The organism is Streptomyces sp. NPDC051738, assembly GCF_044453205.1.
GTDB lineage: Bacteria > Actinomycetota > Actinomycetes > Streptomycetales > Streptomycetaceae > Streptomyces.
In genome coordinates this window covers 327,431-349,967 of record NZ_JBITCM010000010.1, presented here as the reverse complement: position 1 = coordinate 349,967, position 22,537 = coordinate 327,431, and the positions used below count along the sequence as shown (strand labels likewise).

The 22,537-nt window shown below is 71.3% G+C and carries 22 protein-coding genes; 16 read left to right on the top strand and 6 right to left on the bottom strand.

Annotation, left to right across the window (positions count from 1 at the left end; genetic code table 11):
- Positions 1 to 152: 152 nt before the first annotated feature.
- Together ACIA8X_RS25055 and ACIA8X_RS25050 are read left to right on the top strand one after the other, a co-directional pair.
- Complete coding sequence (locus tag ACIA8X_RS25055) at positions 153 to 1,784, top strand: phospho-sugar mutase (RefSeq protein ID WP_393453897.1); 1,632 nt, start codon at positions 153 to 155, stop codon at positions 1,782 to 1,784.
- Between the two features lie 158 nt (positions 1,785 to 1,942).
- Positions 1,943 to 3,142, top strand: coding sequence for a hypothetical protein (locus ACIA8X_RS25050; protein WP_399459145.1), 1,200 nt, complete (start codon positions 1,943 to 1,945; stop codon positions 3,140 to 3,142).
- Positions 3,143 to 3,212: 70 nt separating this feature from the next.
- Here the strand turns inward: ACIA8X_RS25050 and ACIA8X_RS25045 are convergent, their stop codons facing one another.
- Together ACIA8X_RS25045 and ACIA8X_RS25040 are read right to left on the bottom strand one after the other, a co-directional pair.
- Positions 3,213 to 4,910, bottom strand: a complete 1,698-nt coding sequence (locus tag ACIA8X_RS25045; RefSeq protein ID WP_399459144.1) for a hypothetical protein — start codon at positions 4,908 to 4,910, stop codon at positions 3,213 to 3,215.
- 70 nt (positions 4,911 to 4,980) lie between these two features.
- Positions 4,981 to 5,682: a PH domain-containing protein gene (locus ACIA8X_RS25040; protein WP_399459143.1), complete on the bottom strand. Its 702-nt coding sequence runs from the start codon at positions 5,680 to 5,682 to the stop codon at positions 4,981 to 4,983.
- Between the two features lie 324 nt (positions 5,683 to 6,006).
- On the opposite strand from ACIA8X_RS25040, the gene deoC reads away from it, so the two are divergent.
- The 5 genes from deoC to ACIA8X_RS25015 all read left to right on the top strand — a co-directional run bounded on the left by deoC (position 6,007) and on the right by ACIA8X_RS25015 (position 10,560).
- Positions 6,007 to 6,969: a deoxyribose-phosphate aldolase gene (gene deoC, locus ACIA8X_RS25035; RefSeq protein ID WP_399459151.1), complete on the top strand. Its 963-nt coding sequence runs from the start codon at positions 6,007 to 6,009 to the stop codon at positions 6,967 to 6,969.
- A gap of 5 nt (positions 6,970 to 6,974) precedes the next feature.
- Entirely contained in the window at positions 6,975 to 8,411 is a 1,437-nt protein-coding gene (locus ACIA8X_RS25030) for an aldehyde dehydrogenase family protein (RefSeq protein ID WP_393453885.1), read from the top strand.
- Positions 8,404 to 9,324 carry an aldehyde dehydrogenase family protein gene (locus ACIA8X_RS25025; protein ID WP_399459142.1) on the top strand — a complete coding sequence of 307 codons (921 nt, stop codon included), beginning with the start codon at positions 8,404 to 8,406 and terminating at the stop codon, positions 9,322 to 9,324. The genes ACIA8X_RS25030 and ACIA8X_RS25025 overlap by 8 nt, the downstream gene beginning before the upstream one ends.
- A 190-nt stretch (positions 9,325 to 9,514) precedes the next feature.
- The gene (locus tag ACIA8X_RS25020; protein ID WP_399459140.1) at positions 9,515 to 10,150 is read left to right on the top strand and encodes a uridine kinase; all 636 of its coding nucleotides are present in this window, start codon (positions 9,515 to 9,517) and stop codon (positions 10,148 to 10,150) included.
- Positions 10,151 to 10,212: 62 nt separating this feature from the next.
- The gene (locus tag ACIA8X_RS25015; protein ID WP_399459139.1) at positions 10,213 to 10,560 is read left to right on the top strand and encodes a DUF6281 family protein; all 348 of its coding nucleotides are present in this window, start codon (positions 10,213 to 10,215) and stop codon (positions 10,558 to 10,560) included.
- Between the two features lie 198 nt (positions 10,561 to 10,758).
- Here the strand turns inward: ACIA8X_RS25015 and ACIA8X_RS25010 are convergent, their stop codons facing one another.
- Positions 10,759 to 11,505, bottom strand: a complete 747-nt coding sequence (locus ACIA8X_RS25010; protein ID WP_393453873.1) for a SigE family RNA polymerase sigma factor — start codon at positions 11,503 to 11,505, stop codon at positions 10,759 to 10,761.
- Positions 11,506 to 11,771: 266 nt separating this feature from the next.
- Here ACIA8X_RS25010 and afsQ1 point away from each other — a divergent pair, with 266 nt between their 5' ends.
- From afsQ1 to ACIA8X_RS24985, 5 genes are all read left to right on the top strand, one after another.
- Positions 11,772 to 12,449: a two-component system response regulator AfsQ1 gene (afsQ1, locus tag ACIA8X_RS25005; protein WP_093905482.1), complete on the top strand. Its 678-nt coding sequence runs from the start codon at positions 11,772 to 11,774 to the stop codon at positions 12,447 to 12,449.
- Entirely contained in the window at positions 12,446 to 14,047 is a 1,602-nt protein-coding gene (locus ACIA8X_RS25000) for an ATP-binding protein (protein ID WP_399459138.1), read from the top strand. The genes afsQ1 and ACIA8X_RS25000 overlap by 4 nt, the downstream gene beginning before the upstream one ends.
- On the top strand, positions 14,047 to 14,703 hold the full coding sequence (locus tag ACIA8X_RS24995; protein WP_399459137.1) for a hypothetical protein: 657 nt from the start codon (positions 14,047 to 14,049) through the stop codon (positions 14,701 to 14,703). Before ACIA8X_RS25000 ends, ACIA8X_RS24995 begins: the two co-directional genes overlap by 1 nt.
- 339 nt (positions 14,704 to 15,042) lie before the next feature.
- Positions 15,043 to 15,594: a VanZ family protein gene (locus ACIA8X_RS24990; protein WP_393453863.1), complete on the top strand. Its 552-nt coding sequence runs from the start codon at positions 15,043 to 15,045 to the stop codon at positions 15,592 to 15,594.
- A gap of 105 nt (positions 15,595 to 15,699) precedes the next feature.
- Positions 15,700 to 15,909 (top strand): PspC domain-containing protein, encoded by a 210-nt coding sequence (locus ACIA8X_RS24985; protein WP_393453860.1) that lies wholly within the window; start codon positions 15,700 to 15,702, stop codon positions 15,907 to 15,909.
- A gap of 113 nt (positions 15,910 to 16,022) precedes the next feature.
- Here ACIA8X_RS24985 and ACIA8X_RS24980 read toward each other — a convergent pair whose 3' ends face one another.
- A complete protein-coding gene (locus tag ACIA8X_RS24980) occupies positions 16,023 to 17,297 on the bottom strand; it encodes an MFS transporter (RefSeq protein ID WP_393453857.1) in 1,275 nt (424 codons plus the stop codon).
- 63 nt (positions 17,298 to 17,360) lie between these two features.
- Between ACIA8X_RS24980 and ACIA8X_RS24975 the strand changes: the two genes are divergently transcribed.
- Positions 17,361 to 18,314 carry a LysR substrate-binding domain-containing protein gene (locus tag ACIA8X_RS24975; RefSeq protein ID WP_393453854.1) on the top strand — a complete coding sequence of 318 codons (954 nt, stop codon included), beginning with the start codon at positions 17,361 to 17,363 and terminating at the stop codon, positions 18,312 to 18,314.
- Positions 18,315 to 18,398: 84 nt separating this feature from the next.
- On the opposite strand, the gene ACIA8X_RS24970 is transcribed toward ACIA8X_RS24975, so the two are convergent.
- A complete protein-coding gene (locus ACIA8X_RS24970) occupies positions 18,399 to 19,154 on the bottom strand; it encodes an alpha/beta hydrolase (protein ID WP_399459136.1) in 756 nt (251 codons plus the stop codon).
- A gap of 137 nt (positions 19,155 to 19,291) precedes the next feature.
- Between ACIA8X_RS24970 and ACIA8X_RS24965 the strand changes: the two genes are divergently transcribed.
- From ACIA8X_RS24965 to ACIA8X_RS24955, 3 genes are all read left to right on the top strand, one after another.
- Positions 19,292 to 20,455: an adenosine deaminase gene (locus ACIA8X_RS24965; protein WP_399459135.1), complete on the top strand. Its 1,164-nt coding sequence runs from the start codon at positions 19,292 to 19,294 to the stop codon at positions 20,453 to 20,455.
- 137 nt (positions 20,456 to 20,592) lie between these two features.
- Positions 20,593 to 20,973, top strand: a complete 381-nt coding sequence (locus ACIA8X_RS24960) for an ATP-binding protein (protein ID WP_393453846.1) — start codon at positions 20,593 to 20,595, stop codon at positions 20,971 to 20,973.
- Positions 20,974 to 21,167: 194 nt separating this feature from the next.
- The gene (locus ACIA8X_RS24955; protein ID WP_399459134.1) at positions 21,168 to 22,187 is read left to right on the top strand and encodes a sigma-70 family RNA polymerase sigma factor; all 1,020 of its coding nucleotides are present in this window, start codon (positions 21,168 to 21,170) and stop codon (positions 22,185 to 22,187) included.
- Here ACIA8X_RS24955 and ACIA8X_RS24950 read toward each other — a convergent pair.
- A complete protein-coding gene (locus tag ACIA8X_RS24950) occupies positions 22,071 to 22,457 on the bottom strand; it encodes an STAS domain-containing protein (protein WP_399459133.1) in 387 nt (128 codons plus the stop codon). The genes ACIA8X_RS24955 and ACIA8X_RS24950 overlap by 117 nt on opposite strands.
- Positions 22,458 to 22,537 lie beyond the last annotated feature (80 nt).

Below are 22,537 nucleotides of genomic sequence, written 5' to 3'. Positions count from 1 at the left end.
ACGGGCTGAACTACTCAGCCCCTCCGGCGTTTGAGGAGCGGGGTCTGGGGCGGAGCCCCAGAAGGATGGGACGGGTAGGGGCGGCGGGGGCGAAATCCTCCGGGGCCGCGCCCGACCCCCTCCGAACGACACACAACGAGAGGCTGACCGACGTGCACGACGATCTCATCGCCCGGGCCCAGGCGTGGCTCGCCGAGGACCCGGACCCGGAGACCCGCGACGAGCTCGCCAAGCTCATCGACGCCGCGGACGTCGACGAGCTCGCCACCCGCTTCAGCGGCACCCTCCAGTTCGGCACGGCCGGCCTGCGCGGGGAGATCGGCGCCGGGCCGATGCGCATGAACCGCACCGTCGTGATCCGCGCCGCCGCAGGCCTCGCCGCGTACCTCAGGAAGCAGGGCCACGAACACGGCCTCGTCGTCATCGGCTACGACGCCCGCCACAAGTCGGAGGACTTCGCCCGCGACACGGCGGCCGTGATGACGGGCGCGGGCCTGCGCGCAGCCGTACTCCCCCGCCCGCTCCCCACCCCGGTCCTGGCGTACGCCATAAGGCACCTCGGCGCGGTCGCCGGCGTGGAGGTCACCGCCAGCCACAACCCGCCCCGCGACAACGGCTACAAGGTCTACCTCGGCGACGGCTCCCAGATCGTCCCGCCCGCGGACATCGACATCGCGGCGGAGATCGCCGCCGTCCCGTCCCTCACCGTCGTCCCCCGCCCCACCGAGGGCTGGGAGACCCTCGACGACAGCGTCCTCGACGCCTACCTGGCCCGCACCGACGCCGTCCTCGCCCCAGACTCCCCCCGCACCGCCCGCACCGTCTACACGGCGATGCACGGCGTCGGCAAGGACGTCCTCCTCGCCGCCTTCGACCGCGCAGGCTTCCCCGCTCCCGCGCTCGTCGCCGAGCAGGCCGACCCCGACCCGGACTTCCCCACGGTCGCCTTCCCCAACCCGGAAGAGCCCGGCGCGATGGACCTCGCCTTCGCCAAGGCCCGCGAGACCGCCCCCGACCTCGTCATCGCCAACGACCCCGACGCCGACCGCTGCGCCGTGGCCGTGAAGGACGGCGAGGAGTGGCGGATGCTGCGCGGCGACGAGGTCGGTGCGCTGCTCGCCGCCCATCTGGTCGACCGGGGAGCACAGGGCACGTTCGCGGAGTCCATCGTCTCCTCCTCCCTCCTCGGCCGGATCGCCGAGAAGGCGGGGCTGCCATACGAGGAGACCCTCACCGGCTTCAAGTGGATCGCCCGTGTCGACGGCCTGCGCTACGGCTACGAGGAGGCCCTCGGCTACTGCGTCGACCCCGAGGGCGTACGCGACAAGGACGGCATCACGGCCGCCCTGCTGATCACCGAGCTGGCCTCCGTCCTCAAGGCCGAGGGCCGCACGCTGCTCGACCGGCTCGACGACCTCGCCGTGGAGCACGGTCTGCACGCCACCGACCAGCTCTCGGTCCGCGTCCAGGACCTGTCGGTCATCGCGAGCGCCATGCGGCGGCTGCGCGAGCAGCCGCCGACCGAGCTCGCCGGTCTGGCCATCACCCGCGCCGAGGACCTCACCCAGGGCACCGAGACGCTGCCGCCCACCGACGGCCTGCGCTACACCCTCGACGGCGCCCGCGTCATCGTCCGCCCCAGCGGCACGGAGCCCAAGCTGAAGTGCTACCTGGAGGTCGTCGTCCCGGTCGGGACACACGCCGGCCTTCCGGCGGCCCGGGCCAAGGCGGCCGATCTGCTGGCGACGATCAAGCGGGACCTGTCGTCGGCGGCGGGTATCTGAGGGGTCCGGTATCTGAGCGTTCTCGACGGGGTGCCCCCATCCGGAGGCACCCCGTCGGGTGATTTCCTCACGGCGGTTGACCTGGGCTCCACGCCCGGCCCCGGCCCCCGGGCAACGGTGGACGGAAACGCGTCACCGAGCCGCCAGGAGCCGCCGCCGTGTCCACGACCGCATCCCGGCCGACACCCCGAGCGACCACCGCCCCCGGTTCCCCGCCCCCGTCACCCCCGTCGCCCCCGCGTGTGCTCCACGCTCCGCTGCGCGCCCTGCGCCGCGCGGCCCCCGCCCTCCTCGCCTACCTCGCCGTACGCGGCACGGGCCTCGCGCTCCTCACCGTCTGGGCGCACCGCCGGGGCCACGGTGTCTGGCCGATCCTGGCGACGCAGTGGGACGCCGACTGGTACCTCGGCATCGCCGACCACGGCTACGCGCGCGAACTCGGCACCGCCCCCAGCTCCAACAACCTCGCCTTCTTCCCGCTCTACCCGGTCCTGATCAAGGCGGTCGCGGCGGTCACCCCGGGCACGCGGGCCAGTACCGGCCTCGCCATCGCCGTCATCGCCTCCGTCGTCGCGGCGTGGGGCGTCTTCGCCGTCGGGGACCGGCTGTACGGCCGCCGGGTGGGCGTCCTGCTCACCGTCCTGTGGGCCGCGCTCCCGGTCGGTCTCGTGCAGTGGATGGGCTACACCGAGCCCCTGTTCACGGCGCTCGCGGCCTGGTCCCTGTACGCCGTCCTCACCGGCCGCCTCCTCACCGCGGCCTGGCTCGCGACACTCGCCGGCCTGACCCGCCCGACCGGCATCGCGGTGGCGGCGGCCATCACGGTGGCGGCCCTGCTCGCGCTGCGCCGCCGCTTCTCCGCACGGGCCCTCGCGGCCGCCGCGATCGCGCCGCTGGGCTGGTGCGGATACGTCGGCTGGGTGGGCCTGCGCGTGGGCCGCTGGGACGGCTACTTCGCCGTACAGCGGCTGTGGCACAACGAGTTGGACGGCGGTCGCGAGACCCTGCGTCTGATGCGGCAGTTGCTGGCGCGCGACTCGACTCCCGAGCTGTTCCTGGTGATGGTGACGCTCACGCTGGTCGCGTCGGTGGTGCTGTTCGGGCTGTCGGTGGGGGACCGGCAGCCGGTGCCGCTGCTGGTCTTCACGGCCGTACTGCTGGCGATCGTCCTGGGCAGCGGCGGCGTCTACTTCCCCCGCGCCCGCTTCCTCCTGCCCGCCTTCCCCCTCCTGCTCCCCGTCGCCCTGCACCTGTCCCACGCCTCCCGCCGCTACCGCACGCTGGCCCTCACGACGGCGGTCGTCGGCTCGGCGTACTTCGGTGCGTACATGGCCCTGGTGTGGCCGGCCGCGCCCTGAAGCCCAAGGCGGTTGGGTCCACCGGCACTTGGGGCCTGCGGTACTCCTGGGGCGCCCTACGGCCCAGGACTCACCCCCAGAGCACCAGCGCCGCCCACCCCAGCGCGATGAGCACCGAGAGCGGCCACAGCGGCCGTCCGCGCCGGCGCTCGTCGCTCACGTCGGCCGGCCGCGCGTCCGGGTCCCGCCACATCGCCGTGACCTCGGCGGCGAGCCGGTCGTAGGGGTGGACGAGGCCCACCTTCCGCTCCAGCCGGCGCCAACGGAGCGTGTCCACCGACCACTCCCCGAGGACGCTCCGGCCGCTGCCGATCTTCAGCTCGGGCCCCTTGCTCTCGACGATCCGCACGTCGTCCCACGCGATGTGCCGGGTCCTGCGCAGCCCGTTGAACCACAGCCCCTCGCGGTCGGCCGTGACACTCCAGGCGAGTTGGCGCGGCACCAGCAGGGCCGTGCCGAGTCCCAGCAGCGCGCCGAGGACGTACCGCCAGAACCCACCCTCGGTCACGAAGAGGACCCCCACCCATACGGCGCCCAGCGCCACCGACAGCCAGTCGGCCCACCCGGCCCGCCACCGCCGCACCTCCACGGCCCCCTGCCCGCGCAGCCGCCCGGCGACGTCCTCGATGGCGGCCTGCTGCCGCGCCTCGTCCGCCGCCGCACGCTTCTCCCCCGCGAGCCGACGCCGTACGGCACCCTCGGAGAACGGTCGGACGGGCCCGGTGGACCACTCCACGACCGCCGGCTCGTCGGGTTCCACCGCGGCGATGACGAGCAGCACCTCGGCGCCGTCGTAGGGCAGGCCGTGGAGGACGGCTTCCCGGAGGGGGCCGGGCTGATCGGCGTTGAGGCGGTCCAGGAGTTCCTGGGTCTCCTCGTCGTCGCGCTCGTCGTCGTCATCGGATTCGGCTTCGGCTTCGGCTTCGGCTTCGCCCTTGTGTGCGTCGTCGTCATCGTCGTCGTCATCGTCGTCGTCGAGCTCCGACGTCGCGACGGTGAACAGCGGCCGCACCGCCTCCAGGTCGTCGGCGGCATACACCTCGGCGTCCACCTCGGTGTTCACCCGCATCAGTACCCGCAGCACGGGCACCGGCTCCCGGCGCAGCCCGGCGGCACGCCACCGGCCGAGCGCGGCGGACGCCAGGACCGTGACGCCGAGTCCGACGACGAACCAGCCGACGGCCGGGGTGGTCCGCGGGTCGTCGGTGAGCTCCCACCCGCCGGAGGTGGCGACCAGTACGGCACCGGCCATGAGCGGTACGACCCCGACCCAGGCGAGGAACTTCCCGCGCTCCAGCGGTGCGTCGCCGACCGGCAGGGCGCTGGTCACGCCGCCGGCGGCGGCACGGGCCGCCTCCCGCTGCCGGACCCGCGCGACGAGCCGCAGCACGGCGGTCACCCACAGCAGCACGAGGACGGCGGCCAGGCTCACCGCCCAGGGCAGGGCGGTGCCCTGAAGCAGCACGACAACGACGAGGGCGGGCGCCGACACCCCTACGAACTCGGGCCGCACCACCGCCCAGACGAGTTGGAGGGCCAGGCACGCTGCGGCCCACCCCGGCAGCCCGGCAAACACCGCCAGCGCACCGGCCAGCACACCGGAGGCGGGCACGACGGCCAGGACAACGGACGCCCGCAGCCGCAGCGGCACCCTGCGCGGCGGCAGGGCACCGACCCAGCGGCGGGTCTGCTCACCCTCCCAAGGGAGGCAGCCGTCGGGTAGGGCGGAGGCGGGCAGCGGCAGGGGCTGCCGAGGATTCGTACTCATCGCTTGCCAGACGTTCGGATCGTGGAGGTGGTTGTGCTCCTGGATCCGGTATCTGGGTGGCGGGGGCCGGTCAGGGCATGATCAGCAGGATCAGCAGCAACACCGCACCCGCGAGCGCCGGCCCCACCACCTCGTACGCCCACCGCACGGTCACCTCGCCCTGCGCGGACTCCTCGTTCTCCCGTTGCTCCAGGAGTTCCCGCAGTTCGTCGATGATCTTGTCGGTCTCGGCGCGCACCGGCCCGTCGGCGCCGAGGTCCGCCCGCGACACCCCGGCCCCGAGCCCTGAGAACCCCATTCCGTCGCCCCCGCGGCGCCGCCGCTCACCCCGCGCGGCGGCGTTCCGGTCCGCGGCCGCCTGGGCCGACTGGCGCGCCGCCTTCTTGCGGGCCCGCAGCGAGACCGGGATCGCCCAGAGCTGGAACTTGGTGCCGGACTTGGCGACGACCTCGTTCGAGTAGCCGGAGCGCAGTGAGGCGATCTGTCCCCAGGGCAGCACGATGACGCGGAGCGGGTTGCGGATGCGCAGTCGCTCCTCGTTGGCGTAGACGGCGGGGCGCAGGGTGAACGCGGACACGAGCGGCACGAGGAGGATCAGTGCGGCGAGTGCGAGCCACTGTGTGCGGCCCTCGCCGCGGATCAGGGCGTCGATGCCGAGCCAGAGGACGAGGGCCAGGAGCAGGACGCCTCCGACGATGCCCATGGGTGAGCGGTAGATCCGGTCCCTTGATGTGGGGTCCGGGGTGGAGGGCTGGGGCTCGGGGGTCGTCATGGGGCCGATTGTGCCGCATGCCTGCCGGCGGCTTGGCGGGGCGCCTATTCGCCGGGGGCGGTCTGCTTTGTGCGCGGGTGCGGGTTGTGGTGGGCTGGTCGCGCAGTTCCCCGCGCCCCTGGGTGGGGCAGGTCCCCGGCGTCGTCAGGGTCCGTCCCTGAGATCCGTCCCTGAGATCCGTCCCTGAGATCCGTCCCTGAGATCCGTCCCTGAGATCCGTCCCTGAGATCCGTCCTCCCATCCACCCCACCCAGATCCGTCCACCAGATCCACCCCTCCGGGGTGTACAGCCGCTACGCGCGTAGATATGCTCGTCTGGTGACCATGCCCACCAATGCACCCACCGCAGCTCACACCCTCTCGGACGTCACCTCGTCCGACAGCACGCTGCGCCGCTTCCTTCACGGGCTGCCCGGCGTCGACGCGGTCGGCCTGGAGTCGCGCGCCGCGTCGCTCGGTACCCGTTCCATCAAGACGACCGCCAAGGCGTACGCCATCGACCTCGCGATCTCGATGGTCGACCTGACGACGCTGGAAGGCGCGGACACCCCGGGCAAGGTCCGGGCGCTCGGCGCCAAGGCGGTGCACCCCGACCCCACCGACCGTACGACTCCGGCGACCGCGGCCGTCTGCGTGTATCCCGACATGGTGGCCACCGCCAAGGAGGCCGTCGCCGGGTCCGGCGTGAAGGTCGCCTCCGTCGCCACCGCCTTCCCGGCCGGCCGCGCCGCCCTCGGCGTGAAGCTGGCCGACGTCCGGGACGCCGTCACGGCGGGGGCGGACGAGGTCGACATGGTCATCGACCGCGGGGCGTTCCTCGCGGGGAACTACATGAAGGTGTACGACGAGATCGTCGCCGTGAAGGAGGCCTGCGGGGCGTCCGCCCGGCTCAAGGTCATCTTCGAGACCGGTGAGCTGTCGACGTACGACAACATCCGGCGGGCCAGCTGGCTCGGCATGCTCGCGGGCGCCGACTTCATCAAGACGTCCACCGGCAAGGTCGCCGTCAACGCCACCCCGGCGAACACGCTCCTTATGCTGGAAGCGGTGCGGGACTTCCGCGCCCAGACCGGCATCCAGATCGGCGTGAAGCCGGCCGGCGGGATCCGGACGACCAAGGACGCCGTCAAGTTTCTCGTCCTGGTCAACGAGACCGCGGGCGAGGACTGGCTGGACAACCACTGGTTCCGCTTCGGCGCCTCCTCGCTCCTGAACGATCTGCTGATGCAGCGGCAGAAGCTGGCCACCGGCCGCTACTCCGGCCCTGACTACGTGACGGTGGACTGATCACCATGGCTTCGGTATTCGAATACGCGCCGGCCCCCGAGTCCCGCTCGATCGTCGACATCGCGCCCTCCTACGGCCTGTTCATCGACGGCGAGTTCGTGGAGGCGGCCGACGGCAAGGTCTTCAAGACCGTCTCGCCGTCCACCGAGGAGGTCCTCTCCGAGATCGCCCAGGCCGGCGAGGCGGACGTGGACCGTGCGGTGAAGGCCGCCCGCAAGGCGTTCGTGAAGTGGTCGGCGCTGCCCGGCTCCGAGCGTGCGAAGTACCTGTTCCGCATCGCCCGGATCATCCAGGAGCGGGCCCGTGAGCTCGCCGTTCTCGAAACCCTGGACAACGGCAAGCCGATCAAGGAGACCCGCGACGCCGACCTCCCCCTGGTCGCCGCGCACTTCTTCTACTACGCGGGCTGGGCCGACAAGCTCGACCACGCCGGCTTCGGTGCCGACCCGCGTCCGCTGGGCGTCGCGGGCCAGGTCATCCCGTGGAACTTCCCGCTGCTGATGCTGGCGTGGAAGATCGCCCCGGCGCTGGCCACCGGCAACACGGTGGTGCTCAAGCCCGCCGAGACGACCCCCCTCTCCGCGCTCTTCTTCGCGGACATCTGCCGCCAGGCGGGCCTGCCCAAGGGCGTCGTCAACATCCTTCCCGGGTACGGCGACGCGGGCGCCGCGGTCGTCGCGCACCCGGACGTGAACAAGGTCGCCTTCACGGGCTCCACGGCCGTCGGCAAGGAGATCGCCCGGACCGTCGCCGGCAGCCGCAAGAAGCTCACCCTGGAGCTGGGCGGTAAAGGCGCCAACATCGTCTTCGACGACGCCCCGATCGACCAGGCGGTGGAGGGGATCGTCAACGGCATCTTCTTCAACCAGGGGCAGGTCTGCTGCGCCGGCAGCCGGCTGCTGGTCCAGGAGTCGATCCAGGACGAGCTGCTGGACTCCCTCAAGCGCCGTCTGTCCACGCTCCGCCTCGGCGACCCGCTGGACAAGAACACCGACATCGGCGCGATCAACTCCGAGGAGCAGCTCTCCCGCATCACCTCGCTCGTCGAGCAGGGCGAGGCGGAGGGCGCCGAGCGCTGGTCGCCGGCCTGCGAGATCCCGACCTCCGGCTACTGGTTCGCCCCGACGCTCTTCACGAACGTCACCCAGGCGCACCGGATCGCCCGCGACGAGATCTTCGGCCCGGTGCTGTCGGTCCTGACCTTCCGTACGCCGGACGAGGCCGTCGCCAAGGCCAACAACACGCAGTACGGCCTGTCGGCGGGCATCTGGACCGAGAAGGGCTCGCGGATCCTGGCCGTTGCGGGCAAGCTCCGCGCGGGCGTCGTCTGGTCCAACACGTTCAACAAGTTCGACCCGACCTCGCCGTTCGGCGGCTACAAGGAGTCGGGCTTCGGCCGCGAGGGCGGTCGCCACGGCCTGGAGGCGTACCTCGATGTCTGAGAAGAACGACAAGACCGAGCGCGCCGAGCGGCTCTCCGTCTTCAAGACCTACAAGCTGTACGTGGGCGGGAAGTTCCCGCGTTCCGAGAGCGGCCGGGTGTACGAGGTGAGCGACTCGAAGGGCAACTGGCTGGCGAACGTACCGCTTTCGTCCCGCAAGGACGCCCGTGACGCGGTGGTCGCCGCCCGCAAGGCGTTCGGTGGCTGGTCGGGAGCCACGGCGTACAACCGCGGTCAGATCCTCTACCGCATCGCCGAGATGCTGGAGGGCCGGCGCGAGCAGTACGTCCGCGAGGTCGCCGACGCCGAGGGCCTGTCGAAGTCGAAGGCGGCGGCGCAGGTCGACGCGGCGATCGACCGCTGGGTCTGGTACGCGGGCTGGACCGACAAGATCGCCCAGGTGGTCGGCGGCGGAAACCCGGTCGCGGGCCCGTACTTCAACCTCTCCTCCCCCGAGCCGACGGGCGTGGTGGCCGTCCTGGCCCCGCAGGAGTCGTCGTTCCTGGGCCTGGTGTCGGTGGTGGCCCCGGTGATCGCCACGGGCAACACGGCGATCGTGGTGGCGTCGGAGAAGTCCCCGCTGCCCGCCCTGTCCCTCGGCGAGGTCCTGGCCACCTCGGACCTCCCCGGCGGCGTGGTCAACGTCCTGTCCGGCCGTACGGCGGAGATCGCGACGCCGCTCGCCGCGCACCAGGACGTCAACGCGATCGACCTCGCGGGCGCCGACGACGTCCTGGCGAAGGAGCTGGAGATCGCCGCGGCGGACAACCTCAAGCGCGTCCTGCGTCCACAGCCTGTGGACGAGGCCGACTGGTCGACGACGCCGGGCATCGACCGTATGACGGCGTTCCTGGAGACCAAGACGGTCTGGCACCCGACGGGTTCGCTGGGCGCGTCGGGCTCGTCGTACTGAGAACCGGCGGGCACTGAGACCGGAGAGCCGCGCTTCCCCTCCGTCCGGGGGAGGTGCGGCTCTCTGCCGTGAACCGTCTGCTGCGCAGGGTGCCCAGGTGAACGCGAGATGTAGTCGAGGTGTGACGCGCACTGCAAACTCGGTACGCGGGGTCGTCCCCTGACCGGAACATGCCGCACACTGGTGTCCCGTGAGTTCCCCATCGCCCATACCGACGCGAGTCGTGCTGCTCTGCGGCCCCTCCGGCTCCGGCAAGTCCCTGCTCGCGGCCCGCTCCGGTCTTCCGGTACTGCGGCTCGACGACTTCTACAAAGAGGGCGACGACCCGACTCTGCCGCAGGTCACCGGGAGTTCCGACATCGACTGGGACCACCCCGACTCGTGGGACGCCGACACGGCCGTGGCGGCGATCGTGGAACTGTGCCGCACGGGCCGTACGAACGTTCCGCTGTACGACATCTCGCTCAGCGCCCGCACCGGCGAGGAGAGCGTCGAGATCGGGCGGACCCCCCTGTTCATCGCGGAGGGCATCTTCGCGGCTGAGATCGTGACCCGCTGCCGGGAAATCGGCGTGCTGGCCGACGCGCTGTGCCTGAGCCGCGGCCCGGTGAAGACGTTCCGCCGCCGCTTCCTGCGCGACCTGCGGGAAGGCCGCAAGTCGGTGCCCTTCCTGGTCCGCCGCGGCTGGCGCCTGATGCGCCTGGAGCGGTCGATCATCGCCCGCCAGACGGCCCTCGGCGCCCACGCCTGCGACCGGGACGAGGCCCTGGGCCGCCTCACCGCCGCCGCGGCGGGGCGCTGCCCGGCGGCGACTGCGGCCAGCTGAACGAAGACGGTGCCCGCTCCGTCGTTGGACCGGAAAAAAACGGTCCCGCGGAAAGGAAGCCGATGACCACTGCGCAACGGGCCGGCCGACGGCTGATCGTGCCGGCCCTGCTCCTCTCGGCGGCTGTCGGCTGTACTACGACGGAGTCGGGCGGTGCGGCCGAGGCGTCCTGCGCGCACATGGTGACGTACGGGGGCCGCTCCTATGAGGGTGTCGCGAACATCGACTTCACCGTCGGGGAGAGGCTGGGCACCGCCACGATCCCGGAGTGCGACGACACCCCGAACGATCCGGGGGTCAGCGTCCCCGAGGGCAGGATCACCGCGTACGCGGTCGAGGGGACGGACCCGGCCGTCGCCATCGCCGTAGGCGACACGCCTGCCGAGGCGACGCTCATGAAGGTCCGCTGAGCACACAACAAGAACGGGACTGGATGGACCCCCCGGCCCTCCAGCCCCGCTCTCGTCGTGCTCCCCCGTTTCCCCCGTGGGAGCATCCCCCGTGTTCCCCCCCGGTTGGTCCCCCGTGGGCCCCCCCGGCCCCCGTGGGTCCCCCCACTTACTACCGCTCTCCCGTTACCGCTCCCCCCGGAGCGTCCCCCCGGACCTTCAGGCGACGAGCTCCCCGAAGGCGTCCTCCTCGTCACGGCCGAAGCTGAGGACCTCGTCCTCGCGCAGCCGGCGGAGCGACCGCCAGATGCTGGACTTCACCGTGCCGACACTGATGTCGAGGATCTCCGCGATCTCCGGGTCGGTGCGGCCCTCGTAGTAGCGAAGGACCAGCATCGTGCGCTGGAGCTCGGGGAGCCGGGCGAGCGCCTGCCACAGGACGGCGCGCAGTTCGGTGCCGCGCATCGCGTCCGTGTCGCCGGGCGTCTCCGGCAGTTCCTCGGTCGGGTACTCGTTCAGCTTGCGGCGGCGCCACGCGCTGATGTGCAGGTTCGTCATGGTGCGGCGGAGGTATCCGCCGACCGCGGCCTTGTCGCTGATCCGGTCCCAGGCCTTGTACGTCGAGAACAGCGCGCTCTGGAGCAGGTCCTCGGCCTCGAAGCGGTCACCGGTCAGGTGGTAGGCGGTTGCGTACAGGGAGGCGCGGCGCTCCTGGACGTAGGCGGTGAACTCCGCCTCCGACAGCGAGCGGCGCTGCTCCCCCGAGTCCTCCCTGTACGCGGTTCCCCCGTGCGGTTCCCCCGTGAAACCGTCAACCACCGTCATGTACGCGGTGTGCTGACGTCCGGCGCCGCGAGCGCACCCCCGCCCGCTCACGGCACCGGACTTCTCGGAACCCCGGCCCCCGTTCACGTCGTGCAGACGCGTGATCACTGCGCTGTTGCTGGTGCCGTGCAGCGTGTTCATCTCGCGCCCCCCGTCGTGGACTTCCGGTGTTCTGCCTGGTGCGGCTTGCTGTGTTGCGACTTGCTCTCTTGCCTGTGCCGAGAAGCTTGCCCGGGCACCTTCATGGCCGTGTCCGCCGACTGTCACAGACCTGTCACAGGGCCCTGTGACAGAGGTGGCTGCCAGGCGTGCGACAGCACCGGCACAGACAACAGCGCTACGTGCGCGTAGCCGTACAGCTCGTACAGGTGTCGAAACAGCGCCCCGCATGGGCCAGAATGACCCCCGTGCCTTCCCTGTTGCTGATCGAGGACGACGACGCCATCCGTACGGCCCTGGAGCTCTCACTGACGCGCCAGGGACACCGGGTGGCCACCGCTGCCACCGGCGAGGACGGTCTGAAACTGCTGCGTGAGCAGCGGCCGGACCTGATCGTGCTGGATGTGATGCTGCCCGGTATCGACGGCTTCGAGGTGTGCCGCCGTATCCGGCGCACCGACCAGCTGCCGATCATCCTGCTGACCGCGCGCAGCGACGACATCGACATCGTGGTCGGACTGGAGTCCGGCGCCGACGACTACGTCGTCAAACCCGTGCAGGGACGCGTCCTCGACGCCCGGATCCGGGCCGTCCTGCGACGCGGGGAGCGGGAGTCGAACGACGCCGCGACCTACGGCAGCGTGGTCATCGACCGCGCCGCGATGACCGTGACGAAGAACGGCGAGGACCTCCAGCTCACCCCGACGGAGCTGCGCCTGCTGCTCGAACTGTCGCGCCGCCCGGGCCAGGCCCTGTCCCGCCAGCAGCTGCTGCGTCTGGTCTGGGAGCACGACTACCTCGGCGACTCGCGCCTCGTGGACGCCTGCGTCCAGCGCCTGCGCGCGAAGGTCGAGGACGTACCGTCCTCCCCCACCCTCATCCGCACGGTCCGTGGTGTCGGGTACCGCCTGGACGCGCCTCAGTGACGGACGTGCAAGGGGATTTCCGCGGCTGGGTCGCGGCTCGCAAGGGAGTGTGGTCAAGGCTGCGTTTCACCAGCCTGCGACTACGGCTCGTCGTGGTCTTCGGACTGGTGGCGCTCACCGCCGCCGTGTCCGCGTCCGGCATCGCCTACTGGCTCAACCGCGAGGCGGTGCTCAGGCGCACGCAGGACGCGGTGCTGCGCGACTTCGAGCAGGAGATGCAGAACCGCGCGGGCCTGCTGCCGCAGGAGCCGACGCAGGACGAACTGCAGCACACCGCCGGTCAGATGGCCAACAGCAGCCAGCGCTTCTCCGTCCTGCTGGTCGCCCAGGACGCCGCCGGCAAGCCGGTCTACAGCAGCTCCGGCGGTCTGGACGGCTTCACTCTCACGGACGTGCCCAAGTCGCTGCGTACGGCGGTGAACGAGAAGCAGACCGACTCCGGCGGGAAGTCGGAGTACCACCTGTACTGGCAGCGGATCGTGGAGGACGACACGCCGTACCTGATCGCCGGTACGCGGGTGAACGGCGGCGGCCCGACCGGCTACATGCTCAAGTCCCTTGAGCAGGAGGCCAAGGACCTCAACTCCCTGGCCTGGTCGCTCGGTATCGCCACGGGCCTCGCCCTGATCGGCTCCGCGCTGCTCGCGCAGGCCGCCGCCACGACCGTACTGAAGCCCGTGCAGCGCCTCGGAGTCGCCGCCCGCCGCCTCGGCGAGGGCAAGCTGGACACCCGCCTGCGCGTCTCCGGCACGGACGAACTGGCGGACCTCTCCCGGACGTTCAACAACGCCGCCGAGGCGCTGGAGAAGCGGCTCGCCGACATGGCCTCGCGCGACGACGCCTCCCGCCGCTTCGTCGCGGACATGTCCCACGAACTCCGTACGCCCCTGACGGCGATCACCGCCGTGACCGAGGTGCTGGAGGAGGAGCTGGAGGCGGAGACCGGGTCGATGGACCCGATGATCGAACCCGCCGTGCGCCTGGTCGTCAGCGAGACCCGCCGCCTGAACGACCTGGTCGAGAACCTCATGGAGGTCACCCGCTTCGACGCGGGCACGGCCCGGCTGGTCGTGGACTACGTCGACGTCGTCGACCAGATCACCGCCTGCATCGACGCCCGCGCCTGGCTGGACGCGGTCGACCTGGACGCCGATCGCGGCATCATGGCCCGCCTGGACCCGCGCCGCCTGGACGTCATCCTGGCCAACCTCATCGGCAACGCGCTCAAGCACGGCGGCTCGCCGGTACGCGTCGCGGTCCGTGCGGCGGACGACTCCGTCGTCATCGAGGTCCGGGACCACGGCCCCGGCATCCCCGAGGACGTCCTCCCGCACGTCTTCGACCGGTTCTACAAGGCCAGCGCCTCCCGCCCCCGCTCCGAGGGCAGCGGCCTCGGTCTGTCCATCGCCCTGGAGAACGCCCACATCCACGGCGGCGAGATCACCGCCGCCAACTCCCCCGAGGGCGGTGCGGTGTTCACCCTGCGGCTGCCCCGGGACGCCTCGGAGCTGGCCGAGCAGACGAACGGCAACGGGAGTAACGGGAGCAACGGCAAGGACGCCGACGGCGCGAAGAACTCGAAGAAGGGGGACGTCTGATGAACGTGCGCGACTCTGCGGGCGTTCCAGCTCGCCGCGACGGCCGACGGGCGCGGGTCGCCCGCCTGCTGACGCTGTGCGCCCTCTCCGCAGCGGTCCTGGCCGGTTGCGGCATACGGTCCACGGAGGTACCGACCGACTTCGGCCCGGCCCCCTCGCGCGTGCACTGCTCGCTCTCCGAGCCGGACGTCTCGACGCAGGCCTCGCGCGGCCTTCCGGTCCAGGTGTTCCTGCTGTGCGGCTCGCAACTGGTGGCCGTGGAGCGGACCGTACGGGTCCCGGACGGCACGGCGGACTCCGAGCGCCGCGTACTGGTGGCCCAGGGCCTTCTCGACGAGCTGGAGGCAACTCCGTCGGCCGACGAGAAGGAGGCCGGCTACACCACGGACGTCCGCGGTGCCATGAGCGTGAGCGGCCCCCGCCGCGGCGACCCCGACGAGACACTGCGCCTGAGTACCCCGCCGGGCGACCTCACCTCGTACGCCCTCGCCCAGATCGTCTGCACCTTCTCGGACTCGACGGCGGCCGAGGGCGACGGCTCGGTGATCCTGGGCGGCCCGACCACCGCGGCTCCGCTCCGCTACGAGTGCACGGACGAGGTCCGCACGCGCCCCGGCACCAAGGAGCCTCCGGCGAGCGAGGTATCGGTCGGCTGACGCCCTGTCGGCCAGGAGTCACCCGGCGTCGGCGCGGGCCCCACTGGGGGCTGCCGCCCCCAGACCCCCGCTTCGGCCCCGAAAGGGCCTCGTCCTCAAACGCCGGACGGGCTAAAGACAGCCCCTCCGGCGTTTGAGGAGCGGGGTCTGGGGCGGAGCCCCAGAAGGACGGGACGGGTAGGGGCGGCGGGGGCGAAATCCTCCGGGTCCGCACCACCGAACGAGCACAGGCCGCCGCAGGCATCCCAGCCCAACCGCCGGAGGCACATGTGGCGGACGCCTCACCCCACCCCGGCGTGTCCCGGAACCGATCCCGCCGGGGGGCGCGTCTAGGGGGGCGTGCAGCGTCAAGGCTCCATCGGCGGCAGCGCCGCGATCCGCATCCGTGCGACGGGGGGTGTCCTCCTGGTCGCACACCTCGCGTTCGTCGCCTGGCTCACGCTGCGCCCCCTGGACGTCCCCTGGGTCATGCCGGCCAACCTGCGACCGTTCGCCGGGATAAGAGCCGACCTCGCCCTGGGCTGGCAGCAGGCCGCCCGCCACCTCATCGAGGGCCTCGCCCTGCTCGCCCCGCTGGGCGTCCTCATCCCCACCGCACACGGCAGACTCCACGTCTCCCCCCTCGGCTCCCTGGTCCGCACGGTCGCCGCCGGCGCCCTGATCTCCCTGGGCATCGAGCTCCTCCAGACCGGCGTCCCGGGCCAGGTCGTGGACATCGACTCGCTGCTGCTGAACACGGTCGGCGTGGCCCTCGCACACGCGGCGATCGTCCCCGCCGCCCGCGCCCGGCTCCGCCGCAGGTCCCGGCGCGCACAGCGGACGACGGTCCCCCAGGAGGAGCCCTCTCAGGGTCTGACCCCGACGATTCCCAGGGTCGGGATAGCCCCGTAGAGCGACGCTTTGCCCCCTTCGTCGCCCTAGCGTGGATGTCAGATGAGGCAACCACTCGGAAGGCCCACAGGGGGCCTGAGGCCCACGCTCGCGAAGGAGCCCACCATGACCGCGCTCGCCCGACCCACCCACGGCCGCATGATCGGCGGAGTGTGCGCCGCGCTGGCGCGACGCTTCGGCACCTCCGCGACGACGATGCGCGTGATCTTCCTGGTCTCCTGCCTGCTCCCGGGCCCGCAGTTCCTGCTCTACATAGCCCTCTGGCTCCTGCTCCCCTCTGAGGACAAGGCGAACAAGGCACGCGCAGCCTGGTAACCGCGCAAACAGCCTGGCCTCCGCACAATGCGTGCGCCCCGGACCGCCTCAGCGGCCGGGGCGCACACACGTCAGGTACAAGAAACCCGGTAGAGAGAACCCGGGAAACAGACTCAGGCAGCAGTCGCCAGCCGCGCCCGCTGCAGCCGTGCCGCCCGCGTCCCGAACACCGTGATCGTCACGACGCCGAGCACCGCCAGCAGACCGACCCCGACGGTCCCGCCCCAGCCGCCCGCGTGGAAGGCGAAGGCGCCCACGGTGCTGCCCGCGCTGGAGCCGATGTAGTAGGCGGACTGGTACAGCGCCGAGGCCTGGGCGCGCCCGCTCGTGGCCGTCTTGCTGACCGCCGAGGACGCCACCGCGTGGCCCGCGAAGAAGCCACCGGTGATCAGGACCAGGCCCAGCAGGACCAGCGGCAGCGAGCCCGCGAGGGACAGCAGCAGACCCACGGCCGTGGTCGCGCCCCCGGCGTACAGCGCGCCTCGGCGGCCAAGGCGGCCCACCAGCCGTCCCGCCGTCGACGCCGACACCGTGCCGACCAGGTACACCAGGAAGATCGAGCCGATGACGCCCTGGGGCAGCGAGAACGGCGCCTCCGTCAGGCGGTAGCCGATCACCGTGTACACCCCGCCGAAGACGGTCATGAACAGCGCGCCGATCGCGTACAGCCGGCAGAGCAGCGGGTTGGACAGGTGGTCACGCACCGTCCGGATCAGCACCCGAGGCCGCAGCGAGCCCGGCTTGAAGTGGCGCGGCGCCGGAAGCAGCAGCCGGAAGGCGACCGCGCACGCCACCGCGATCACGCCGATCACGCCGAGCGCGACGCGCCAGCCCCATTCCTGGGCGACCCAGCCGGTGATCACGCGCCCGCTCATGCCGCCGACGCTGTTGCCCGCGACGAACAGCCCGATCGCCGTGACCAGCGCCTTCGGCCGGACCTCCTCGGCGAGATACGCCGTGGCCGAGGCCGGCAGCCCGGCCAGCGCGGCGCCCTGCACCGCCCGCAGCAGGACCAGGGCGGTCAGGTTCGGCGCGAAGGGGACGAGGAGTCCGACCACCACCGCGACCGCCAGGGACGCCGTCATGACCGAGCGGCGTCCGTAGCGCTCCGACAGCGCGCTCATGGGCAGCACGAACAGCGCCAGACCGCCCGTCGCCGCCGCCACCGTCCAGCTCGCCTCGCTCGCCGCCACCCCGAAGTCACCGGAGATCAGCGGCAGAAGGGCCTGCGTGGAGTACAGAAGGGCGAAGGTCGCGACACCGGCGAGGAAGAGGGCGAAGCTCATCCGGCGGTAGCCGGGGCCGCCCGGGGCCATACGGGAGTCGACGACAGGGACAGCGGGTGCGGCGCCCACGATGGTGGACGCCCCGGTACTGGCGGGAGACATGCTTCGAAGCTACGTACACGCATACTCATCCGTCCAATGCATGGATTCGCCATAATCGTTCCCATGACGCATCAACCCAGCTCACAGGCTCGACTGTCACCATCCAGTGACACAGAAGACATGACGATGTTGCTGGCGCCCCGCCTCGCGTACTTCGCCGGCGTCGCCCGCACCGAGCACGTCACCCGGGCCGCCCAGGAGATGCAGGTCCCGCAGTCCACGCTGTCCCGTGCCATGGTGCGCCTGGAACAGGACCTGGGCGTCGACCTGTTCACCCGTCACAGCCGTACGGTCTCCCTGACCCCCGCCGGCCGCACCTTCCTCGCCTCGGCCGAACGCGCCCTCGCCGAGATCCGGCGCGCCGCCGACGAGGTCCGCGCCGACGCCGACCCGGCCACCGGCAAGGTCGCCTTCGGCTTCCTCCACACCATGGGCGCGGAAACCGTCCCCGGCCTCCTGCACGCGTTCCGCGCCAACCACCCGCGCATCCGCTTCAGCCTCGTCCAGAACTACGGCGAGGCGATGATCGAGCGACTGCGGGCCGGCGAACTAGACCTGTGCCTGACCTCCCCGGTGCCGGACGCCCCCGACCTGGTGGCCCGCCGCCTCGACGAACAAAAACTCCGCCTGGTCGTCCCCGCCGACCACAACCTGGCCACCCGCAAACGCATCCGCCTGGCCGAGGCGGCGGACGAGATCTTCGTGACCCTTGAGCCCGGCTACGGCCTCCGCCGCATCACCGACGACCTGTGCAAGGAGGCGGGCTTCAGGCCCCGTATCGCCTTCGAGGGCGAGGAGGCGGAAACCCTGAGGGGCCTGGTGGCGGCGGGCTTGGGGGTCGCCCTCCTCCCTCCACCGGCGGTACCCCGCCCGGGAGTGGCGGAACTGACGGTCACGGCCCCACGAGCGGCCCGCGAAATCGGCGTGGCCTGGCTGGCGGACCGCCCGGACACCCCGCCAGTGGCAGCCTTCAAGAAGTTCCTGCTCTCAAGAAGGGGCAACCTGTTGCCCACCTGAGGGCAACGCCCCAAGGGGCGCGGGGAACTGCGCGAGCAACCACACACAACCCGCACCCCGAAGACGATCTCAACCCCAACGGCGCTACCGTCTCCGCCCGAAGCCGGAGGCCAACGGCATCCGAAGCCCCAAAGGAGGCGGAGCCGCAAACGCATCGGCGACCGGCCGGGAAAACCCCTTCCCGAACAACACCCCCATGACGAAGTCCTCGGCCAGCGCGAGGACTTCATCCCGGTACTGATGCAACCCATGTCCATCGGCATGCACTTCGAACCGGCACACATCCCGATTCGCCTTCTTCGCCCGCGCCGCCAGCCGGAACGACAACTCGGGATCGGTCCGCTCGTCATTCGTGCCGTGCACGATCAGCACCCGCCGCCCGCCGAGCTGCTTCACCGGTTCGGGCGAGGCCGCCACATCCTCCTCCGGCAGCCAAGGTGCCACCGCGAGCACGGAGTTGACGGCCTCATGACCCGCCGCGTGCAGGGCCGCCCGTCCGCCCATGTCCACGCCGGCGAGACACACCGGGACGTCCCCATAGCGCCGTACGACCTCGTCCGCGGCCCACAACGCGTCGCTGGCCTGGTTCGCGGCGCTGCCGTTCCACCCGCGGAAGCGGTAGTGGACGACATGCGCGGCGAGCCCCTCCCCGCGCCCCGCCCGCGCCAGACGGCGCCCCAACGACCGTACGTACGAGGTCGCCAACAACGTCGCCGGTCTGCGATGTGAGACTTCGTCACCACCGGGAAGCAGGAGCACCACCCCGCTCACCGCTGTCGGCTCCGGCCCGATCGCCCTGCCCAGCCGGGCCCTGCGAACCGGCGTCGCTTGTTGTGCCATGACAGAACAGTGTCAGAAGTGCGGGTGTACGCGACCCGTCTGTGGGGTCACCGTTACGTATCGACGGATGCGTAAAGCGCAAAACCGGACGGGCGATGAAACGCTCCCTCTACGCGCGTAGGCGTTACAGTGCGAAAATGACGAGCGAGACTGCCCAGAAGGCGACCACCCCGAGCTCGGACCAGATCCGCCGGGCGCCGAAGGTTCTGCTGCACGACCACCTCGACGGCGGGCTCCGCCCCGGCACGATCGTCGAGCTCGCCCGCGAGTCGGGCTACACCCAGCTCCCCGAGACCGACCCGGCCAAACTCGGCGTCTGGTTCCACGCCGCCGCCGACTCCGGCTCACTGGAGCGGTATCTGGAGACCTTCTCCCACACGGTCGGCGTGATGCAGACCCGCGAATCCCTCGTCCGGGTGGCGCGGGAGTGCGCCGAGGACCTCGCCGAGGACGGCGTCGTCTACGCCGAGGTGCGGTACGCGCCCGAACAGCACCTGGAAGGCGGACTCAGCCTCGAAGAGGTCGTCGAGGCCGTCAACGAGGGCTTCCGGGAGGGCGAGCGGATCGCGCGGGAGAACGGCCACCGCATCCGCGTGGGAGCCCTGCTCACCGCCATGCGGCACGCCGCCCGCTCACTGGAGATCGCCGAACTCGCCAACCGCTACCGCGACCTGGGCGTCGTCGGCTTCGACATCGCGGGCGCCGAGGCCGGCCACCCGCCCACCCGGCATCTCGACGCCTTCGAGTACCTCAAGCGCGAGAACAACCACTTCACCATCCACGCGGGCGAGGCCTTCGGCCTGCCGTCCATCTGGCAGGCCCTGCAGTGGTGCGGCGCCGACCGGCTCGGACACGGGGTGCGCATCATCGACGACATCCAGGTGCACGCCGACGGCTCGGTGAAGCTCGGCCGGCTCGCCTCCTACGTACGGGACAAGCGCATCCCGCTGGAGCTGTGCCCGAGCTCCAACCTCCAGACGGGCGCCGCCGACTCCTACGCCGCCCACCCCATCGGCCTGCTGCGCCGCCTGCACTTCCGCGCCACCGTGAACACCGACAACCGCCTGATGTCCCACACCAGCATGAGCCGGGAATTCGAGCATCTTGTCGATGCATTCGGTTACACGCTCGATGACATGCAGTGGTTCTCCGTCAATGCGATGAAATCATCGTTCATTCCTTTCGATGAACGCCTCGCCATGATCAATGACGTGATCAAGCCCGGATATGCCGAACTGAAGTCCGAGTGGCTGTTCCGGCAGACCACGTCTACCAGCGACTCTGCCACCGAAGGCGAGTGACCGGCGACCCTTCCCGTGCACGGCATGCGAACGCCATTCACAATCCGTCCTCATTTCGATGTTTGCGGTGGCATGCGGGGCGTGTTTACGGTCGAGAACCGCTCACAACCCCGTAACGAATTTCGAGGACGCATTTCATGAAGCAGTCTGCTGCCAAGACCCTCGGTGTCGCCGCTCTCGGTGCCGCCTTCGCCGCCGCCGGTGCCGGCGCCGCGAACGCCGCGCCGGCCGCCCCGGACGCCGTGGGCACGGCGCTGGGCGTTGCCCAGACGCTGCCGGCCGAGAACCTCGCGGCCCAGGCCACCCCGGCCGCCACCTCGGGGCTGGCCCAGGGCCAGGAGGCGGCCACCACCGGCGTGGCCGCCGCGCAGCCGGCTGCCCAGGAGGCGCTGGCGGGTGCCCCGACCGGTGTCGCCGGGCTGCTCGGCGGTCTGCCGGTGCAGGGCCTGACCACGGCTCTGCCCACCCAGGGTCTGCCCCTCCAGGGCCTGCCGGTGAACGGCGTTCCGCTCGGCTGAGCCCGCCCTACCGGAGAACCACATCGCCGGGGCGCACTCCCACCAGGGGTGCGCCCCGGCGGCGTGTCGTCGGCAGGGCATTCGACCTGCGCCTTTGTCCACTCCGGGGGCCATTGTCAGTGGGCTGCGGTAGCTTCCGAAGGGTGGGCGCGACGAGGCGCACCACGGGTTACGGCCACAGGGGTGGGTGGACGATGAGCGACGGCACGGCGACGACGACAACGGACCTGGACGTCAGACTGGAGAAACACCGCGTCGAACTGACCGGGTACTGCTACCGCATGCTCGGCTCGTCCTTCGAGGCCGAGGACGCGGTGCAGGACACGATGGTCCGCGCGTGGCGGAGTTACGACAAGTTCGAGGGCCGCTCCAGCCTCCGGTCGTGGCTGTACCGCATCGCGACGAACGTGTGCCTGGACATGCTGACCGCCGGCAACAAGCGGGCCCGGCCGATGGACCTGACGGAGTCGACACCGCTCGCCCAGGCGGCGCTCTCGCCCCGGCCGGACAACACCTGGCTGGAGCCCATGCCGGACAGCCGGGTGCTGCCCACGACCGACGACCCGGCCGAGGCGGCCGTCGCCAAGGAGTCGGTGCGGCTCGCCTTCATGGCCGCCCTGCAGCAACTGCCGCCCAAGCAGCGGGCGGTGCTGATCCTGCGCGAGGTGCTGGCCTGGAAGGCGAGCGAGGTCGCCGAGCTGCTCGGCACCACGGTCGCGTCGGTCAACAGCGCGCTGCAGCGGGCCCGCGCGACGCTCGCCGAGCGGGAGCAGCCGGGAGCCGAGGCGACCGTCTCCGACCCGCTGGACGAGGAGCAGCAAAAGCTCCTGGAGCGGTATGTCGCGGCCTTCGAGGGCTACGACATGACGACGCTCACGGCCCTGCTGCACGAGGACGCCATCATGACGATGCCGCCGTTCGACCTGTGGCTGACCGGCGTCGGGGACATCACCGGCTTCATGACGACGCTCGGCGCCCCGTGCGCGGGCTCGCGTCTGGTGCCCGTCCGGGTCAACGGGCTGCCGGGGTTCGCGCAGTACAAACCGGATCCGGAGAAGGGCGGCTTCATCCCCTGGGCGGTCCAGGTCCTGGAGCTCTCAGACGGGCGGATCACCGGGTTCCACTGCTTCCTCGACACCCAGCGCTGGTTCCCGCTGTTCGGGCTGCCCCTCCGCCTCGAAGCGGAGCCCGACAAGGTCGAGGAGGGCGTGTAGCGCGGGGTCCGCGTCCCGCAGCCGGATGCGCCCTCCGGCCCGCCGCGCGGCCAGCTGCAGACGCGCCAGCAGATCCACGACGCCGAGCCCCGGCGGCCCGAGCCCACCGACATCGCACACCAGCACCCCCACCCCACTGGCCTCAAGCCGCCCTTGCACCTGGTCACACAGTCCCGCAACCTCGTCGCGGGTGACGGGGCCGGCCAGTACGAGTACAGCGGGTGTCATGGCGTCCACGATCGGTAGACCGGGCGGGGGGACAGAACTCATCGGGCCGGGCGCCGGTCGGCGATTTCCGCTGCTCACGGCCCGTGCGGTGTCCGCCGACCGAGATCACGTTGACCCGCTCC

Bases quoted from the DNA above. Each gene is read 5' to 3' on its own strand.
- ACIA8X_RS25015 (WP_399459139.1), top strand. From the start codon at position 10,213: ATGACCACTGCGCAACGGGCCGGCCGACGGCTGATCGTGCCGGCCCTG.
- ACIA8X_RS24985 (WP_393453860.1), top strand. From the start codon at position 15,700: ATGACCGCGCTCGCCCGACCCACCCACGGCCGCATGATCGGCGGAGTG.
- ACIA8X_RS24960 (WP_393453846.1), top strand. From the start codon at position 20,593: ATGAAGCAGTCTGCTGCCAAGACCCTCGGTGTCGCCGCTCTCGGTGCC.
- ACIA8X_RS24950 (WP_399459133.1), bottom strand. From the start codon at position 22,457: ATGAGTTCTGTCCCCCCGCCCGGTCTACCGATCGTGGACGCCATGACA.
- ACIA8X_RS24995 (WP_399459137.1), top strand. From the start codon at position 14,047: ATGAACGTGCGCGACTCTGCGGGCGTTCCAGCTCGCCGCGACGGCCGA.
- ACIA8X_RS25010 (WP_393453873.1), bottom strand. From the start codon at position 11,505: ATGAACACGCTGCACGGCACCAGCAACAGCGCAGTGATCACGCGTCTG.
- ACIA8X_RS24970 (WP_399459136.1), bottom strand. From the start codon at position 19,154: ATGGCACAACAAGCGACGCCGGTTCGCAGGGCCCGGCTGGGCAGGGCG.
- ACIA8X_RS24955 (WP_399459134.1), top strand. From the start codon at position 21,168: ATGAGCGACGGCACGGCGACGACGACAACGGACCTGGACGTCAGACTG.
- ACIA8X_RS25025 (WP_399459142.1), top strand. From the start codon at position 8,404: ATGTCTGAGAAGAACGACAAGACCGAGCGCGCCGAGCGGCTCTCCGTC.
- ACIA8X_RS24980 (WP_393453857.1), bottom strand. From the start codon at position 17,297: ATGTCTCCCGCCAGTACCGGGGCGTCCACCATCGTGGGCGCCGCACCC.
- ACIA8X_RS25045 (WP_399459144.1), bottom strand. From the start codon at position 4,910: ATGAGTACGAATCCTCGGCAGCCCCTGCCGCTGCCCGCCTCCGCCCTA.
- ACIA8X_RS24975 (WP_393453854.1), top strand. From the start codon at position 17,361: ATGACGCATCAACCCAGCTCACAGGCTCGACTGTCACCATCCAGTGAC.
- deoC (WP_399459151.1), top strand. From the start codon at position 6,007: ATGCCCACCAATGCACCCACCGCAGCTCACACCCTCTCGGACGTCACC.
- ACIA8X_RS25040 (WP_399459143.1), bottom strand. From the start codon at position 5,682: ATGACGACCCCCGAGCCCCAGCCCTCCACCCCGGACCCCACATCAAGG.
- ACIA8X_RS24965 (WP_399459135.1), top strand. From the start codon at position 19,292: ATGACGAGCGAGACTGCCCAGAAGGCGACCACCCCGAGCTCGGACCAG.
- ACIA8X_RS25030 (WP_393453885.1), top strand. From the start codon at position 6,975: ATGGCTTCGGTATTCGAATACGCGCCGGCCCCCGAGTCCCGCTCGATC.